The sequence below is a fragment of the Alkalibacterium sp. s-m-28 genome (genome assembly GCF_054658175.1).
The window spans coordinates 1-15849 of the sequence record NZ_BAAGIQ010000052.1 but is presented as its reverse complement, the minus strand read 5'-3'; the positions used below and the strand labels follow the sequence as shown (position 1 = coordinate 15849).

Below are 15849 nucleotides of genomic sequence, written 5' to 3'. Positions count from 1 at the left end.
ATGGTAAAATAACCTCAGTTCCTGTTCTGTTTTTTTGTTTTGTGGTGAATCAATTATAACACGCAACAGGGTGCATTTTGTCCACAGATTTTTGCTGTGGACAGTCAAAAAGCTCGAGGCTTCCATGTTTTCCACATGTGAATTCCTCGAGCTTTTGGTATATAAAGTGTTGTTATAAATTTTGGGCAAATTCAAAAAATCTCGTCAGGGTCACGTGAAGGGACAAATCCAACTGAGATTTCATCGATTTCGATCATACCTTCGCCTGCTGCGCCATTTTCATCGGCTCCGTCAGTTTCTTCTGCTGTTTCCTCAGCGCCTTCTTCATCGTTTCCGCAAGCCCCAAGTAGCATAACTGAAGCTAGTGTAATACCTAAACCTTTTAACCATTTCTTAGACAAAATAATTCCTCCCAATTCTATGTTACACATGTATGTGCTGTAAATATGTACGATTAACGCACTATTCGACATTAACATTCGGTAATTGAAAAGTCTATCACTTTTTTTAAGTTTGTTACATCTTTTAATTTGCTAAAAAACGAACAATGTAGGTCAAGCGCCACTCCTTCTTTATCTGTAATTCCAGTATACCGGGATAGAAGGCCTATCTCCACCCTTTTTTTGTAAAAATCTTGTAAATGTGACTAAACTTTTACTTTTTTATTTTCTGCTGGATAGTTTAGAATAGAATACAGTAAGTATTTGGAGAGAGGATGTTTATATTGATTAAAGAATTTCGAACATTTTTAATGCGCGGAAATGTGATTGAGCTGGCTGTCGGAATCGTTATGGGTACCGTATTTACAGCTATAGTGACTGCTCTGGTTGAGCATGTGATTACTCCCATCATCGTAGCAGTAACGGGGAATGCCAGTGTCGACCAACTTGCATTACAGATCGGATCAGCAGAAATTGGATATGGACAATTTCTTCAAGCTGTCATTGATTTTGTACTTATCGCACTTGTACTCTTTGTCATCATCAAAGTGATCAACAATCTCTCCCGGAAGCCGGAGGAAGCAGAGGAAGTTGAAGTAGAGGCGCCGAGCGTAGAAAATTACTTGGAAGAAATACGCGACCTGCTTGCAGAGAGAGCGGATACCCCTAATTTATCACGTGATGACCGTCCTTTAGAATAAGGCCTTCTTATAAAGAGTGTTATCAAAAGACCAGCCGACTGCCTCAACAGCAGCGGCTGGTCTTTTGCACTCTAATTTCAAGATGAATGGGTGGCTCGATTTTAAATATATATTTTGACTGGCGTTAATTTGATTTCAGAAATTTTAAACTATCATGACCTAGGAAACAGAAAAAGCTGCCCAGCATATCAGCTTGAGCAACTTCAGACTAAGTTCGACCTTATCTTTCCACTTATTTTATCAATGATCACGACGAACACGATGACAATGATCAGAATCACACCGACTTCTTCCCAATGCCTCTGCTGCTGTGAAAGAATCAGCGGAACCCCGATGCCTCCAGCTCCGACTAGTCCAAGTATCGTTGAAGCCCGGACATCTATTTCAAAACGGAACAGCGAGATTGACAAAAATTGCGGCAGGATCTGAGGGAGAATGCCATACCAGAACGCCTGCAGGTCATTGCCTCCGCTGGCTTTGATTGCTACGATCGGCGCCTGATCGATCGACTCGATGCTTTCCGAATACAGTTTGCCGATCATGCCAATCGAATTGACGCTGATAGCCAATACACCTGCAAAGGATCCAGGACCGACGGCGGCCACAAAGAACACGCCGAACAGCAGCTCCGGTATCGAACGGATAGCATTTAAAAACAGTTTGCCTAGGTAACTGGCTCGGCCTCCACTGTTCCTTGCCGCTAGTATCGCAACCGGCAGGGCAAACAAGGAAGCAGCAATCCCTCCTGCATAGGCAATAGCAATCGTTTCGATCATCTGCCAGCCTCTCTCCACAAACGAAGGCCAATAGGTTGGGTCAATGAGAGGGACGACAAATAACCTGTAAAGAATCGTTCCTGGAGAAGACTGCGAGGAGGCAATGGAAAAATCCTGTGACCAGAGACTGAACGCATACAAAAAACTCAGACTCATCACTACGAGATAGATCATTGTTTTCTGTTTTAACGTACGTTGAGACCGAAGAGAAATTCTGTCCTTGTTTTTCACGCGAGTCTGCTCCTTACTGTCTGGCTGATATAATCGATCACACTGATGGCAAGAAATAATACGAATATGATGAGCCCTAAACGGTCATACCTGAATAAGCTCATCTGTCGTCTGATCAGCTGACCGATCCCCCCTGCACCTACAAAGCCCAGTACAACGGAGGCTTTTAAATTGATTTCAAGTACATACAATATATGTGAGAGATAAATTGGTGTGATCTGTGGCAAAACGCCATACCGGATAACTTGAGGGTTATTTCCGCCCATTGCCTTGATGGCCTGGATTGGCCGTTCATCAATCGATTCGACCGATTCACTGGTCAGCTTAATTAGGATTGCTGCCGAGTAAATCATGAGTGCCAGAATACCGGATACCGAGCCTAAACCTACAACGGCTACCATGAGTACGACCATTATAATGTTCGGGATCGACCGGACGATGGTCAAGGCAACTCGCATCCCTCCGTATGATAAAGGGTGTCTGTTCAATGTTGATGACGAAAAAAAAAGTAGCGGAAAAGCCATGATCGCAGCCAGTGTCGTGCTGATCAAGGCAATATTGAACGTTTCGATCAGCTGATTCACTACTGTTGAAAAGTAGCCGAAGTCAGGCGGAAAAAAGTCCTCTGTCAGCATGCGGAATAATATCGGAAATGCCGACAGCATACGGGTCAGCGAGGCATTAGTCTGACGAATCGCAAGGGAGTAGAGCACGAGAACGCCCGCACTGAAACCAATCAGTTTGATGTAGAATGACGGCTTGAATAGCCTGACTTTACTAGAAGAGGTCTTTTTTTGTTTCACGAGGCGTCCCCTCTTTTCTCATCCGCACGAATCGGGCGGCCGTATATCTCTTCAAATGTCTGTTCAGTGACTTCATCGATGTGGCCGTCAAATACCACTTCACCATCCCGCATCCCAATGATCCGGTCGGCATATTCCATTGCCAGATCGATGAAGTGCAGATTGACTAATGTTGTCAGCCCATCTTCTTTACTTACACGCTTCAGGTCTCTCATGACCTGATGAGATGTTGGAGGATCGAGTGACGCAACAGGTTCGTCTGCCAGAATGACTTTAGGCTGCTGTGTCAGGACACGTGCTATACTGACCCTCTGCTGCTGCCCTCCACTGAGCTGGTCGGCTCGGACATAAGCCTTCTCATCGATACCGATTCGTTTGAGATTGTTCATTGCGAGCTGGAGGTCTTCTTGAGGAAATCGCCCGATCAGACTGTTGAAAGTCGACGTATGACCCAGCCGACCGACCATCACGTTTCTCAGGACAGACATGCGTTTGACGAGATTATAGTCCTGAAAGATGATACCGATTTGGGTACGAAGTGCACGCAGTTTCGACTCTTTTAATTTGGAAATAGTCTGACCGTCGACAATCACTTCTCCTTCAGTCGGCACAACCATCCGGTTGATGCAGGTCATTAGAGTAGACTTTCCGGCACCGGACATCCCTACGATGACAACGAACTCGCCTTTATTTATCTTTATATTCACATTTTTTAATGCTTCGACCCCATTTGAATATCTTAATGAGACATTTTTGAATTCGATCACGCAGCTACCCTCTTTTCATGAACTTCGATCTGTCTATTTTATCTTACTATTCAGTATACTATTTTTTCCACTCTATTTCGATTGTCTCCTATTGTCAAGTTTCAGAATAATCTCATGCTCAGACATGCAGCAATAAAAATTAATTTTATCTCATTTTGTAATCGCTTGCATACTTTTATTTGAAAATGAGGTATAATAAATATGGAGAGTAATGGACCTTCTACTGATAAGCAGCGAGGCCCTTTCTGACTGACTTTACTTATTCTGATGGATAACCGGTTTACTGAGGACGGGTTATTGAAGAAAGATTGAAGCCCACAGGTTTTGATCTTTCTTTTTATTTTTCCTGTTGTCAAACCATTTGTATGTAACCAGATAGCCTTATATAGTAGGTTAGAATACATACGTCAACGAAGGAGTTCTTTACTATGTTTTTTGGAGTGATCATCAATACTTTAGCAATCGTTCTCGGAGGAACAGTCGGCCTTTTTGTCAACAAAGGGATTCCTTTAAGAATCGAGAAAGCTCTGATGCGCGCGCTGGCTCTCAGTGCTATTTATATCGGCATTACAGGCATGATGTCCGGAGAAAATACTATATATATCATTCTGTCGCTGGTCGTTGGTGCAGCTGTGGGAGAAGTCATTGATTTCGATGATAAAATCCATAAGCTCGGGACGTCTCTGGAATACCGTTTTCCGTCTAAAAATGGTTCATCATCTATTTCCAAAGGTTTTGTCGTGTCGAGTCTGATCATGGCTGTCGGCGCTATGTCGATTGTCGGACCTCTGGAAAGCGGCCTGACGGGAAATCATACAATCCTGCTGACAAAAGCTCTGATGGACGGCATTACCAGTATCATTCTCGCTTCGAGTCTGGGTATTGGCGTCATATTTTCCGGCGTCCTTGTCTTCTTATATCAAGGGGCCATCACTTTATTCGCCAGTGCTTTAGATATCATCCTGACTGATGCGATGATCAACGATATCAATGCAGTCGGATCGATTCTTATTCTGGCTTTGGGGCTGAACATTCTTGAAGTGACTAAGCTGAAAGTTATGAATTTCGTGCCAGCCATTGCGATTCCTCTTCTTTTCTTCTTGTTCTACTAAACGAAAAATCTGCCGGCAAATGCAGCTCTTGTAAGAGAGTCACGCATACCAGCAGATTTTTTTATTCCACTTATTCCTCGATTAAGTCCTCAAACTGCCTGTATACATCCCGGACAACATCATAATCTTCCGATTCAGCTGGAGCGAACCCTTCCCAGTTATAGACATCTGCCAGGACTTCCAGCATATCAGGGTCATCATTCATATTAAGGAAAGCTTCACTAATACGCTCTTTCATGTCTTCTGACAGGTCACCACGAACAGACAATGTGGCGTTGGGTATTTCTTCTGTGGTTCCAATAACTCTGATCTGTTCGAAAATGTCCGGAATCTCATCTTCAAGGCGTACACGGGCATCTTCAAAAGTCGTTGCGAAATCTGCCTGCCCATCAAGGACTGAAAGTAATGCCGTATCGTGCGCGCCGACATCGATTTGAGTAAAGTGAGTATCCAGATCGTCTACGCCAAGATCCATCATCTGCTGAGCCGGGAACAGGTACCCTGATGTCGATGTATAATCGGCAAATGCCCAGACAAGCCCTTCAGATTCGATCAGATCATCAATTGAGCCGATTTCTGAGTCAGCCGCGACATTGTACTGAGCAACATAAGAGTCCGACCCATCACGAATGGCCTTCAGAAGCACTTCTGCATTTGCTCTTTCTTCAGCCTGCACATAGGCAAAAGGTGGCAGGAAGGCCACATCAGCATTCTGGTTACGCATCGCCTCAATCAGACCCGTGTAGTCTGTCATCACCTCGCCTGTTACCGGAATACCCAGCTGGTCAGACAAGTACTCTTCAAGTGGTCTCGCCGATTCTGCCATATTTGCCACATCAGCTGAGGGGAAATAGCCGAGTACCAGTTCTTCGACTTCCTCTACCCCATCTGATTCTGTATCTGTATCAGCCGTTTCAGTACCACATGCAGCCATCAGTAAAACAGAACTTATACCTAACAGCAAAAATCTCATTTTTTTCATTTTTTTAGTCCTTTCATTCCATCACTTTTAGTTAGTCTCATATTATTTTGAAGGAGTTCACAATTATTTTCAACTTATTTTCATAATACGGGACTATCAGCTTCAGTCAATAGTCATCAAAGGTCAGTTTACGTAAGCGTCTTATTGTTAAATTGAAATATTAATATTTGTATAGTTTTAACACATCATTTCGAAATTTGTTCACAATTAATCAAAGTACATAAATTTGAACATTTCATCATCAGAGGCGCATTGCAGGATTTGTTGACATTAAGAATTTACGATTTTGAATTCTCTAATTTATATTTCTAAAGTGTATCCAGTTTTTTTAATAGGAGAAGCATACATATTTAACCATTTAATAATCATTAATATAAACACTAATTATTTACACACTGTTCCTTTTGGTTTGTATTATTTGTCTATAAAATATTCGTTGTGATATGCATAAATATCTTTTAACTCCAACCGATAATTTGATTAAAGGAGTGAAGTACAATGGAAATGGCTTTAAATGACACATCCGCAAAAAAAGAACAGAACAATCTATTAACTAAGCTTAAATCACTTGTCGCCTTCAAATCTCTGAGAGCTAAAATACTCTTCGGGTTCAGTATACTCATACTCATGGTGGCCGGGCTGACCTTCGAAGGTTACTTTGCTTTACACGAAATGAACGATTCCATTGAACATTTAGCTGGTAACCATGTTAGTATAATGATTGCCAACGAACGTGCCGCTTTTTCACTAGCTAGACGTTCGACAAATGTCAGAGCTTATCTGATGACTGGAGAAGAACGCTATCGTGGGATGTTCGTGGAAAATGCTGAAGAAAACTAGCCTTACTTTGACCGGATGGCTCAGCTCATACCAGGAGAAGAGATCGACCAGCTCGTCCAGACCTATGATGATTGGACACAGCAAATGCTTACGAAAGTTTTTGATGTCTATGCAGCAGGAGACCCTGCGCTCGCAGAAGCAAATCTTGGTGAACTGGCTCCGACGACTACTGCTCTATTGAATGAGCTGTCTGACAGAGCAGTTGCTCGGGAACAGCAGATCAACCAGATGAGATCAGATATGATTGCCAGTGGTCAACAATCAATGATCTTTGACTTGATTATTTCCGTTATAGTTATCGTAATTTCAATCGTAATTGCCCTCGTTACTGCTCGATCGATTGCCAAACCAATAAACAAAGTTGTCGATAAAGTCGCACTAATTACAAATGGCGAGCTGCATACAGCTCCACTGAATATCCAGGCAGCCGATGAAACTGGTAAACTCACTTCGTCTATAAATGAAATGGAAACAAGTTTGAGACAGATCATCACGAATATTTCAGATGCTTCCTATCAGCTTACTTTAAACAGCAAGGAATTGTCTGAATCAGCTCAGGAAGTGATGTCAGGTACTGACCAGGTCGCGATGACCATGCAGGAACTGGCTGTCGGATCAGAAACTCAGGCAGGAAGCGCAAGCAAACTCTCAGTAATTATGGATTCATTTGTTCAGATGGTCAACCAGACGAGCGACAATGGTGAAGCTATAACAAGTCTTTCCAGCAAAGTTCTTGAGGATACGACCAAAGGGAAGGAATTGATGGACGAATCCGAGCAGCAGATGCACAAAATCGATAAGCTGGTCAAAGATTCTGTCACACGGGTCGACAAACTGGATGCACAGACACAGGAAATATCAAACCTGGTCGAAATCATTCAGGCGATTGCCAATCAGACGAACCTGCTTGCATTAAACGCCGCGATCGAAGCCGCCCGTGCAGGTGAACAAGGCAAAGGCTTTGCTGTAGTGGCAGATGAAGTCCGCAAACTTGCTGAAGAGGTCAATACTTCTGTCAAAGAAATCACTGGTTTCGTCGGCACGATTCAGGCAGAATCAAAGAATGTCAGCGAATACCTTCAAGCTGGGTATAAAGAAGTTGCTGAAGGATCAATCAAAATCAGCGAGACCGGTCGAACTTTCAACACAATCACCCAGTCGCTTCACCGTATGTCAGACAGAATTACCGATATCAATACCAGTTTTCAGCATATCGAGCATAATACTATCGATATGAATACGTCTATTGAAGAGATTGCTTCAGTATCAGAAGAATCTGCTGCCGGTGTCGAACAGACATCCGCATCTGCCCAACAGATCAGCAGTTCTATGGATGAAGTAGCTGGAAACGGCGGGAAAGTATCCCAACTCGTTGCACTTGCAGAAAATATGGATAACATCGTATCTAACTTCACATTATAAAAACAGACCTCTGGCTCTTTTACATTAAAAGAATCAGAGGTCTTTATTTATCAGTTATTTTGTTTCTCTAAATAAAGCTTTTCGTCTCAATTTCTGAGAGTATTTTTTTAATTCCAGACGTTCAGGGTTGTTACGGGTATTTTTACTTGTGATATATAGTCGTTCACCTGTTTCAACACACTCAAGAGTAACCGTCTTTCTCATATCATCTGACTCCTCTCTTTATTTTTTTCATCTGTTTTATTATTTTTAGTCCTCTCCGGGCCGTTTTTTTGTTCGGGCTTTTCATCATACGGCGCGCAGTAGAGACATCTGTTTTCTCAGCCATAGACATTTCCTCCTCAATACTTGAATCTTGAATCGTTATAATTAATAGTTCAGGTTATCGATTTTCTTTACTATATTCCCAGTTCTTCCATGACTTCTTCTGTCAGAACACACCTCTTGAAGGCTAACTCCATCTCTTTCACGGGAAGATTTTTACCTATGAATACTAAAACAGATTCCTTTTCTTGGTCCCCCCACGGTTGTCCTCTTTCGGCCTGGAAGGTCATATTGACGCCTTGATAAACGATCTGATTCGGATCTTTATATAAGTGCAAAATGCCCTTATAACGCAGCAGATCCATACCATAAGTCATGATCAGTTCATTCATCCACATATCAATAAGTGTCGGATGAATAGGATCTTTCGCTTTAAGAGACAATGTCACGATATCGTCTGTGTGATGATGGTCATGATGATGGTGGTGCACTTCATGATCATGACCGTGGTCGTGGTCATGGCCTTCCTCTTCATCCACCTCGGTCATAACCTTTTCTCTTTTTTGTTCGTTGAACAATTCAAGACCAAGAACTTCTTTTATCGCTACTTCTTCTAAATTCAGGTGATCAATAGCCGCGAACGGGTTAAGAGCTCTCAGTTTCTGTTTTAAAGCGTGCAGCGTCTCATTGCTGACTGAATCCACTTTAGTCAATAACAACTTATCCGCGAAAGCAACCTGATCTTTTGATTCTTCATAATGAGCCAGCTGGTACAATGCACTGCCCGCATCCACTAGTGTGATAACAGAGTCAATGGTGTAGTGCTCCTGAAGAAAGGGATGACGCATAAATGTCTGAGCAATCGGACCGGGTTCAGCCAGCCCTGTTGTCTCGATAATGATCCGGTCGATCTGCACTGTCTGTTTTTCTCGAATAGAATAGATCGTCTGCAGCATGTCTGACAAGTCAGTCCTTAAGGTACAACACAGACAGCCGTTATTCATCTGATAGATTTCTTCTTCAACATTGACTACCAAGTGATGGTCAACACCGACATCTCCGTACTCATTCACAATTACTGCTATTTTCTCATCCTGTGGCTGGTACAACAGTTCATTGATCAGGGTCGTTTTTCCAGCTCCTAAAAATCCTGTGATAATCGTAACCGGTATTTTATTGTCCATAGTGATCAACCGCCTTTCCCTTTAGTGGTTTTCCATCAGAATTACCAGCTTGCTTTTTTCACACCGGGAATTTTTCCTTCATGTGCCAGTTTTCGAAAATTGATGCGTGACATGCCGAACTGTCTCATATATCCTCTAGGACGGCCGTCAATTCTATCACGATTCTGCAGTCTTGTCGGCGATGCATCTCTTGGAAGTTTTGAGAGACCTTCATAATCTCCTTTTTCTTTCAGTTCTTTTCTTAAAGCCGCATATTTTTCAACCGTTGCCTGCTGACGTTTCAATTTAGCGATTTTACTCTTTTTTGCCATGATCGATTCCTCCTAGTCGTAATGGGTTATTTTTGGGCAGTCATTATTTAATGAGCCAGCATGTCCTGCACTAGTCCTTCTGAGTCAAGTTCAGATGGATAATAGGTTGGCCAATTTGTTACTTCATCAATCAGTTCGTCATGGTCATCTCCCCAGTACAGGTGGAAGTGATCTGATTCATTCGGTGAAATAATATGATCACTGAACTGGATATATTGAGGCATCTCTTCACTACCTTCTACACGTGAAAAGATGAAGCGTACACCTCTGTTTCCTCTCTGGTAATTCAATACTTCATAGCCGTCATATTCGTACTCGGCTGTATAGTCATTACCATCCTGATAATAGAAAGTAAAACTGTCGTCTTCAATCACAATACGATCAACATCTGTTTCATAGCCGATATCGTAGTATTCGACATAATCATCAAAGTCCATTGTGTCGCTCTCGGCTGCCTTAGCTTCGAAGACTTCATCCAGGTCACCAGACTGAAGATAAGGGTAGACAGACTGCCAATCCCCTTCCCAGTCGGACAAATCGCGGTCTCCTATTTCATCATTATAGAAGAACCCTCTATAGATGCGTCGTGTTGTTTCGTCATGTCCATGGTGGTCATCGATTTCAACCACTACAGGTTCTGATTCTTCAAGAACTTCTTCATCATCGTTAACTAAAACCGCTTTGATCTGCAGCCCATCTAGTGTCGCCTCACGTGAGAAGCGTTCAGTTGTTTGAGCACTGACTAGACTCCATTCCTGATCGTCACTATCTCTTGTATGCCATTGCCACTGTGCATCTTCTGCAGTCTCTGAGCTAGCGACCAGCTCAACTTCGTCACCCGTATGATAGTGATGCGCCAGACCCATTATTTCGATGCCTTCTCCTGCTAACTGATTGGTGTCTTCTCCAGCAGTCTCTTAAGTATCAGATTGAGCAGCACTGGATTCCGGTTCTTCTTCAGTCGTACATGCGGTCAGTAGAAGAGCTGAAGCAAGAAATGCAGCCCACTTTATGTATGCTTTTGTCATAAAAAATCATCCTTTTCCTAAATCATAATCATTACGATTTATCACTTTACATCCTTATGTTTGATCTGTCAAGAGAAATCGAAAATAAAAATAGTTTATTCCATTGCCGAATTATTTTTTAAATAAAAAAAGATGAGAGACAGTCTCTCACCTCAGTTTATTTATCCAGAATTTTTTTGCCATTGTAATAGCCATCTTTTGAAATTCTGTGGCTTATGCGATATTCTCCTGTACTTGAATCTAAAGAAAGACCCCCAGGTACATTAGCTCCTTTATGTGTCCGTCTCTTTCTCTGCTTAGCTTTCGATGTTCTTCTTTTTGGTACTGCCATTATATTTCCTCCTCAACAAATCGTAATCGTTACGTTTTAGAATTCTACTATACCTTTATATAATTATCAAGTATCTAGTGAGTTTTCCTCTAATTCTCTTGAAAATTGCAGGAAACACCTATATAGTTTAGTAAATCGTAATTGTTACGTTTTAATTTAAACAAAGGATTGAATAAAATGGATTTTTCAGAAGCACGCAGAAAGAAAGTTCGTGGAATGAGTAATGAAGAGTTTGTTCATTCTTATTTAGACGAGTGGCTTACAAGTGAAAGTATGGTTATTGTAAGTATAGGGAAAGATCAGATTGTAAAAACCTATCAGACCTCAGACTCCCAGCTCACAACGATAGGTCTGCTCGAACTTGCAAAACAGCAGATCATGGACAGTATGGACGAATAAAAAAGCACTGGCGCCTGCCCAGTGCTTTTATCATTCATTCTATTTAATGGCGTACATACGAATATTTTCTTTAATAGCAGCTAAATGAGCCTTTCCTACATTGACCTGTTCATTATCGATGTCAACATCTGATCCGTCTTTAGGCAGCGCCTGTTCAAGAGTCGTTTCATATTCATCAATAGACAGCTCACGACGATCATCAAGTACAGCTTCATGCGCTTCTTTATTCAGGAACTGTTTATAATCAGGCTTGACTACCCCACTGAAGAATTCGCCTACCGCTCCGGAACCGTAACTGAACAATCCGATACGTGCGCCTTCTTCCAGTTCAGGTCCCTGTTCCAGTAGTGACAGAAGACTCAAATATAAAGAGCCCGTGTAGACATTCCCTACTTGCTTATTATAGTGGATACTGTCGTGATAAGAGTTCATCAGGCGCTTCGCTTCACTTTCATCTGCGTCTTCAGTCAGTGCAAGAATCGCTTTCTTGCCCATCTTAGTATACGGAAGGTGGAAACACATCGCTTCAAAATCACTCAATTCCCGACGGGTCTGTTCTTTGTAATTGTTCCATACTTCTTTCAAGAAGCTTAAATAAGCTTCATTTGAAAATTTTCCGTCCACAAAGGCATAGTCTGAATACAACGGGCGCCAGAAATCAGAAATATCTTTCGTCATTGACGCGCTGTCATTATCCAGTGACATGACTCGAGGGTTCTGTGAAAGAACGATCGCAACAGCTCCAGCTCCCTGAGTAGGTTCCCCACCAGTTTTCAGACCATATTTTGCAATATCCGAACCTAAAACGAGTACTTTACTTTCAGGATTCAATGCAATATGTCCCATTGCCATCTTGATTCCTGCTGTCGCTCCGTAACAAGCCTGTTTCAGCTCAACACAACGCGCATTTTTCTGAATACCTGTCAGCTGATGGACCCATACGGCGCCAGACTTGGAGTGATCGACACCTGACTCTGTCCCAAACAGGACAAAATCGATAGCTGCTTTGTCTTCATCATCTAAAATAGATAACGCTGCATTTGCCGCCATACTGACCGAGTCGTGATGCAGTGGGGCAATAGCCATCTTTTCCTGACCAATACCGATCGTATACTTAGCAGGATCGACACCTCTGACCTCTGCTAATTTCTCCATATCTACAAAAACGTTTGGTGTGTAAAATCCAATCTTATCAATTCCTATATCCAACCGATTGTCCTCCTGTCGTCATTCTCTCTATCTTAACTCTCATACAGTATAAATCAGCTTGTTTAAAATTTATTTAAGAATATTAAAGAATGACTTTTATCTCAATATAAGGGTCATTCATGCACGAAGTCAGACAGCGAATATGCCATAAAACCTATATTTGGCGTATTCGCTAGTCATTCTTACACCCTAATCGTCCATATATCTGTTTATGAGCGGTTCGACACCCCCCGCTATCTACAGGAGAAGCAAAAAGAGGTCGTTCGCTACGACGCAAACGGCCTCTCCTCTTATTCTGATTAAAATGTGCTTTCTTCTCCTGTTTCTGTGCTATCTAGGAAAAGTCAGAATGATTTTTCCACCTGCATGGCCTGTTTCAATCAATTCGTGGGCTTTCCTGACACCTTCTTCCGTAAAGTCCAGCATCTCTGAAATGACCGGTCTGATTTTTCCTTCCTCAAGCCACTTGAGCAAATCTTCCAGCGCTTCTTTTGTGGGACTCATTGAGAAAAACTCTGCTTTAACCGCTGTATTTTCGTCGGGTTCTGCTGCAATCGACAGCAGGTGTCCGCCTTCTTTAATGACCGACAGACTTCTAGTCTGAACGTCTCCACCAACCGTATCGAATACAAAATCAACTGGATCAAGCAGCTCTTCAAAAGCTTCTGACTTGTAATCGACTGGACGATCCACACCCAAATCCTTGAGTAGACTCTGATTCTTTCCACTTGCCGTTGATGCAACCCAGGCTCCTTTGATCTTGGCGATTTGAACAGCAAGAGATCCTACGCCACCTGAACCGCCATGTATCAGAACACTCTGTCCTTCTTTAACTTGCCCTCGCGTAACTACCGCTTCATAAGCCGTCTGCCCGGCTAAAGGAATAGCTGCAGCTTCTTCGAAAGAGACCGTATCGGGCAGGACCACAGCCCTGTCAGGATTTACTACAACAAATTCTGCGTATGTTTTCGTTCCGTTTGCCATGACGCGGTCCCCAACTTTAAAACCAGTCACATCATCGCCAACTTCTACTACCGTCCCCGATACATCTCCGCCAACGATCATTGGTGTCTTGCCGCCAAACAACCCTTTCCTGCGCTTAACATCAATCGGGTTGACACTTGTAGCAGCCATTTGAACGATCATTCGGTCCGGTTTCAGATCCGGTCTATCGATGTTCTTCATCTGCAGCTTTTCTATTCCGCCAAACTCGTCGATCACTATTGCTTTCATATTATTGCCTCCTGAAAAGTATTCTTCTTATCGTAGTTTACCAAAAAAACAGATCGCCGTGGGTGACAGCCTGCTTTATTTCAATTATTGGGTTCTTAAATTACATCAAGTAGCCAAGCAGCTGAGTGACTAATACGAAGTAAATGACCAGCCCAGATATATCTTTAATCGTCGTAATGATCGGATCTGCTCCTGCAGCCTGATCGATGCCCAGTTTGAACAGGATGTAAGGAATAAAGAAACCAAGTACGGTTGCGAGAGTCATAGTAACTGCCAGAGCGACACCAACGGCTATTCCCAGTTCAGGAATGCCCTGCCAGACGGAAGCAATGATCCCTGTCACCAGCCCCACTAATGCACCCATACTTAGACCGACCAGCGTCTCTTTACCTAAATGCTTCATAAAACGGTTGGTATCGACATGACCCAGAATCAGTCCACGTGCGAAAATAGTTGAGGACTGCGTTCCTGCACTCCCTCCCATATCCATAATGACCGGAATGAAGATCGCTACTGCCGCAATTGCTTCAAGGGCTTCTTCAAATGAATCGATAACGACACCTGCAAGCAGACCCCCGACCATCGTAATAACGAGGAAAGGCAGCCTGACCTTCCAAATCTGCATAATAGACCCGTTGACCAGACGCTCACTGCGGTTGGATTCCCGATCATTTAAGTCCGCCAGACCGGCTTTATCGAAGATATCTTCTGTTGTTTCTTCTTCGATGATATCCATGGCGTCATCGAAAGTCAGGATTCCAACGATCCGATTTTCCTTATCAACGACTGGCAGAGCAAGAAAGTCGAGCGTCTGAAGCATACGTGCGGCCTCTTCCTGATCGGTATCCGTCGAAACTTTCGCTACACACTTGTGCATGACCGTTTCGATACGTGCATCAGGATCAGCGATGACCAGTTCTCTTAGTGACAGCACACCTTCCAGCATTCTTTTTGCATCGGTCACGTACACGATATAAATCGTTTCTTTTTCAGCAGCCGTCAATCTAATTGCCTCAAGCGCTTCTTTCACAGTCTGTTCTTTTTTGACCGTTACGTATTCCGGTGTCATCAGACGACCCGCTGTTTCTTCTTCGTAACCCATAAGCAGCGCCGTTGCCTGCCGTTCTTCCTGGTTGAGTGAGCCGATGATTTTTTTCGTGACCTTAGCTGGAAATTCGTCCAGCAGACGTACACGATCATCCGGGGCCATTTCTGCAAAGACCTCGATGACTCGTTCTTCACTGAACGAGCTGATCAGCTGCTGCTGACTGTTCGGATCCAGATCCTCAAATATATCCAGCGCACGGTCTTTAGACAGCAGGCGAAAGACCACTGCCTTTTCGTCCGCAGGCAGGTCATGCAGCAGATTAATCAGATCAAGATCCCCTGCACCTGACAGTGTCTGCTTCAAGCTTTCCATATCTCTTTTCTCAAGATGAGTCCATACTGTGTTTTTGAATTTTTCCATGATGATTCCTCCAATATATTATGTTATTCCAATGTTCTCCCGTTATACTTACCAGCCAACTTAAACTTTCACTGTCGTCATTTATCACCATGACTCCACCCCCATTTTTTTGCAGTTACTGTCAAATTTTTTTGTTCTTAAAGGTCTATAACCGTTGTTCTATCAAGGAAAAGACAAAAAACACTTGCCCCTCCCTCATTTATCGGTAAAATAGTAGGTACCCGACTACCAAACTATCCCCAGAAAGAAGGAAAAGCAAGTGCTGTATACCCCTATTATAAACTGTCAGTTTGAAATTATCTACTATTGCCTGAAAGAAAATATCAGACAACAGGAAATGCTTGAAAA

General features: G+C 42.8%; 19 protein-coding genes. 5 read left to right on the top strand and 14 right to left on the bottom strand.

Annotation, left to right across the window (positions count from 1 at the left end):
• Nucleotides 1–191: 191 nt before the first annotated feature.
• Complete coding sequence (locus ACYQ4S_RS07990) at nt 192–401, bottom strand: hypothetical protein (protein WP_346023872.1); 210 nt, start codon at nt 399–401, stop codon at nt 192–194.
• Between the two features lie 314 nt (nt 402–715).
• Here ACYQ4S_RS07990 and mscL point away from each other — a divergent pair, with 314 nt between their 5' ends.
• Entirely contained in the window at nt 716–1141 is a 426-nt protein-coding gene (gene mscL / locus ACYQ4S_RS07985; protein WP_459770463.1) for a large conductance mechanosensitive channel protein MscL, read from the top strand.
• A 203-nt stretch (nt 1142–1344) separates the two neighbouring features.
• Here the strand turns inward: mscL and phnE (ACYQ4S_RS07980) are convergent, their stop codons facing one another.
• Genes phnE (ACYQ4S_RS07980) through phnC form a run of 3 tightly spaced genes read right to left on the bottom strand, consistent with a single transcriptional unit; the run spans nt 1345 to nt 3718 of the window.
• The gene (phnE, locus tag ACYQ4S_RS07980; protein ID WP_346023870.1) at nt 1345–2148 is read right to left on the bottom strand and encodes a phosphonate ABC transporter, permease protein PhnE; all 804 of its coding nucleotides are present in this window, start codon (nt 2146–2148) and stop codon (nt 1345–1347) included.
• On the bottom strand, nt 2145–2951 hold the full coding sequence (gene phnE / locus ACYQ4S_RS07975) for a phosphonate ABC transporter, permease protein PhnE (protein ID WP_459770462.1): 807 nt from the start codon (nt 2949–2951) through the stop codon (nt 2145–2147). The genes phnE (ACYQ4S_RS07980) and phnE (ACYQ4S_RS07975) overlap by 4 nt, the downstream gene beginning before the upstream one ends.
• The gene (phnC, locus tag ACYQ4S_RS07970; protein ID WP_459770461.1) at nt 2948–3718 is read right to left on the bottom strand and encodes a phosphonate ABC transporter ATP-binding protein; all 771 of its coding nucleotides are present in this window, start codon (nt 3716–3718) and stop codon (nt 2948–2950) included. Before phnC ends, phnE (ACYQ4S_RS07975) begins: the two co-directional genes overlap by 4 nt.
• Nucleotides 3719–4146: 428 nt before the next feature.
• Here phnC and ACYQ4S_RS07965 point away from each other — a divergent pair, with 428 nt between their 5' ends.
• On the top strand, nt 4147–4830 hold the full coding sequence (locus ACYQ4S_RS07965) for a DUF554 domain-containing protein (protein WP_459770460.1): 684 nt from the start codon (nt 4147–4149) through the stop codon (nt 4828–4830).
• A gap of 70 nt (nt 4831–4900) precedes the next feature.
• Here the strand turns inward: ACYQ4S_RS07965 and ACYQ4S_RS07960 are convergent, their stop codons facing one another.
• A complete protein-coding gene (locus tag ACYQ4S_RS07960; RefSeq protein WP_346023866.1) occupies nt 4901–5812 on the bottom strand; it encodes a phosphate/phosphite/phosphonate ABC transporter substrate-binding protein in 912 nt (303 codons plus the stop codon).
• A 498-nt stretch (nt 5813–6310) separates the two neighbouring features.
• Here ACYQ4S_RS07960 and ACYQ4S_RS07955 point away from each other — a divergent pair, with 498 nt between their 5' ends.
• Nucleotides 6311–6652: a CHASE3 domain-containing protein gene (locus tag ACYQ4S_RS07955; protein WP_459770458.1), complete on the top strand. Its 342-nt coding sequence runs from the start codon at nt 6311–6313 to the stop codon at nt 6650–6652.
• An 84-nt stretch (nt 6653–6736) separates the two neighbouring features.
• Nucleotides 6737–8074 (top strand): methyl-accepting chemotaxis protein, encoded by a 1338-nt coding sequence (locus ACYQ4S_RS07950; RefSeq protein ID WP_459770456.1) that lies wholly within the window; start codon nt 6737–6739, stop codon nt 8072–8074.
• A 54-nt stretch (nt 8075–8128) separates the two neighbouring features.
• Here ACYQ4S_RS07950 and rpmG read toward each other — a convergent pair whose 3' ends face one another.
• The 6 genes from rpmG to rpmF form a co-directional block, all read right to left on the bottom strand.
• Nucleotides 8129–8278, bottom strand: coding sequence for a 50S ribosomal protein L33 (gene rpmG, locus ACYQ4S_RS07945; protein WP_091267450.1), 150 nt, complete (start codon nt 8276–8278; stop codon nt 8129–8131).
• A 1-nt stretch (nt 8279) separates the two neighbouring features.
• Complete coding sequence (locus ACYQ4S_RS07940) at nt 8280–8402, bottom strand: putative metal homeostasis protein (protein WP_346025297.1); 123 nt, start codon at nt 8400–8402, stop codon at nt 8280–8282.
• Between the two features lie 70 nt (nt 8403–8472).
• Nucleotides 8473–9522, bottom strand: a complete 1050-nt coding sequence (locus ACYQ4S_RS07935; RefSeq protein ID WP_459770453.1) for a CobW family GTP-binding protein — start codon at nt 9520–9522, stop codon at nt 8473–8475.
• 41 nt (nt 9523–9563) lie between these two features.
• Nucleotides 9564–9833 (bottom strand): 30S ribosomal protein S14, encoded by a 270-nt coding sequence (rpsN, locus tag ACYQ4S_RS07930; RefSeq protein ID WP_091267455.1) that lies wholly within the window; start codon nt 9831–9833, stop codon nt 9564–9566.
• A 47-nt stretch (nt 9834–9880) separates the two neighbouring features.
• A complete protein-coding gene (locus tag ACYQ4S_RS07925) occupies nt 9881–10699 on the bottom strand; it encodes a ZinT family metal-binding protein (RefSeq protein WP_459770452.1) in 819 nt (272 codons plus the stop codon).
• A gap of 319 nt (nt 10700–11018) precedes the next feature.
• Entirely contained in the window at nt 11019–11192 is a 174-nt protein-coding gene (gene rpmF, locus ACYQ4S_RS07920) for a 50S ribosomal protein L32 (protein ID WP_346025293.1), read from the bottom strand.
• A gap of 177 nt (nt 11193–11369) precedes the next feature.
• Here rpmF and ACYQ4S_RS07915 point away from each other — a divergent pair, with 177 nt between their 5' ends.
• Complete coding sequence (locus tag ACYQ4S_RS07915) at nt 11370–11591, top strand: hypothetical protein (RefSeq protein ID WP_091267463.1); 222 nt, start codon at nt 11370–11372, stop codon at nt 11589–11591.
• A gap of 39 nt (nt 11592–11630) precedes the next feature.
• Here the strand turns inward: ACYQ4S_RS07915 and ACYQ4S_RS07910 are convergent, their stop codons facing one another.
• The 3 genes from ACYQ4S_RS07910 to mgtE all read right to left on the bottom strand — a co-directional run bounded on the left by ACYQ4S_RS07910 (nt 11631) and on the right by mgtE (nt 15501).
• Complete coding sequence (locus ACYQ4S_RS07910; protein WP_346025292.1) at nt 11631–12800, bottom strand: hydroxymethylglutaryl-CoA synthase; 1170 nt, start codon at nt 12798–12800, stop codon at nt 11631–11633.
• Between the two features lie 330 nt (nt 12801–13130).
• On the bottom strand, nt 13131–14033 hold the full coding sequence (locus tag ACYQ4S_RS07905; RefSeq protein WP_459770449.1) for an NADP-dependent oxidoreductase: 903 nt from the start codon (nt 14031–14033) through the stop codon (nt 13131–13133).
• A gap of 100 nt (nt 14034–14133) precedes the next feature.
• Nucleotides 14134–15501 (bottom strand): magnesium transporter, encoded by a 1368-nt coding sequence (mgtE, locus tag ACYQ4S_RS07900; protein WP_459770447.1) that lies wholly within the window; start codon nt 15499–15501, stop codon nt 14134–14136.
• Nucleotides 15502–15849: the final 348 nt, after the last annotated feature.

Excerpts from the sequence above, each read along its gene's own strand:
- mscL (WP_459770463.1), top strand. The coding sequence starts at position 716 with ATGTTTATATTGATTAAAGAATTTCGAACATTTTTAATGCGCGGAAAT.
- ACYQ4S_RS07965 (WP_459770460.1), top strand. The coding sequence starts at position 4,147 with ATGTTTTTTGGAGTGATCATCAATACTTTAGCAATCGTTCTCGGAGGA.
- ACYQ4S_RS07960 (WP_346023866.1), bottom strand. The coding sequence starts at position 5,812 with ATGAAAAAAATGAGATTTTTGCTGTTAGGTATAAGTTCTGTTTTACTG.
- ACYQ4S_RS07955 (WP_459770458.1), top strand. The coding sequence starts at position 6,311 with ATGGAAATGGCTTTAAATGACACATCCGCAAAAAAAGAACAGAACAAT.
- ACYQ4S_RS07950 (WP_459770456.1), top strand. The coding sequence starts at position 6,737 with ATGCTTACGAAAGTTTTTGATGTCTATGCAGCAGGAGACCCTGCGCTC.
- rpmG (WP_091267450.1), bottom strand. The coding sequence starts at position 8,278 with ATGAGAAAGACGGTTACTCTTGAGTGTGTTGAAACAGGTGAACGACTA.
- ACYQ4S_RS07940 (WP_346025297.1), bottom strand. The coding sequence starts at position 8,402 with ATGGCTGAGAAAACAGATGTCTCTACTGCGCGCCGTATGATGAAAAGC.
- ACYQ4S_RS07935 (WP_459770453.1), bottom strand. The coding sequence starts at position 9,522 with ATGGACAATAAAATACCGGTTACGATTATCACAGGATTTTTAGGAGCT.
- rpsN (WP_091267455.1), bottom strand. The coding sequence starts at position 9,833 with ATGGCAAAAAAGAGTAAAATCGCTAAATTGAAACGTCAGCAGGCAACG.
- ACYQ4S_RS07925 (WP_459770452.1), bottom strand. The coding sequence starts at position 10,699 with ATGGGTCTGGCGCATCACTATCATACGGGTGACGAAGTTGAGCTGGTC.
- rpmF (WP_346025293.1), bottom strand. The coding sequence starts at position 11,192 with ATGGCAGTACCAAAAAGAAGAACATCGAAAGCTAAGCAGAGAAAGAGA.
- ACYQ4S_RS07915 (WP_091267463.1), top strand. The coding sequence starts at position 11,370 with ATGGATTTTTCAGAAGCACGCAGAAAGAAAGTTCGTGGAATGAGTAAT.
- ACYQ4S_RS07905 (WP_459770449.1), bottom strand. The coding sequence starts at position 14,033 with ATGAAAGCAATAGTGATCGACGAGTTTGGCGGAATAGAAAAGCTGCAG.
- mgtE (WP_459770447.1), bottom strand. The coding sequence starts at position 15,501 with ATGGAAAAATTCAAAAACACAGTATGGACTCATCTTGAGAAAAGAGAT.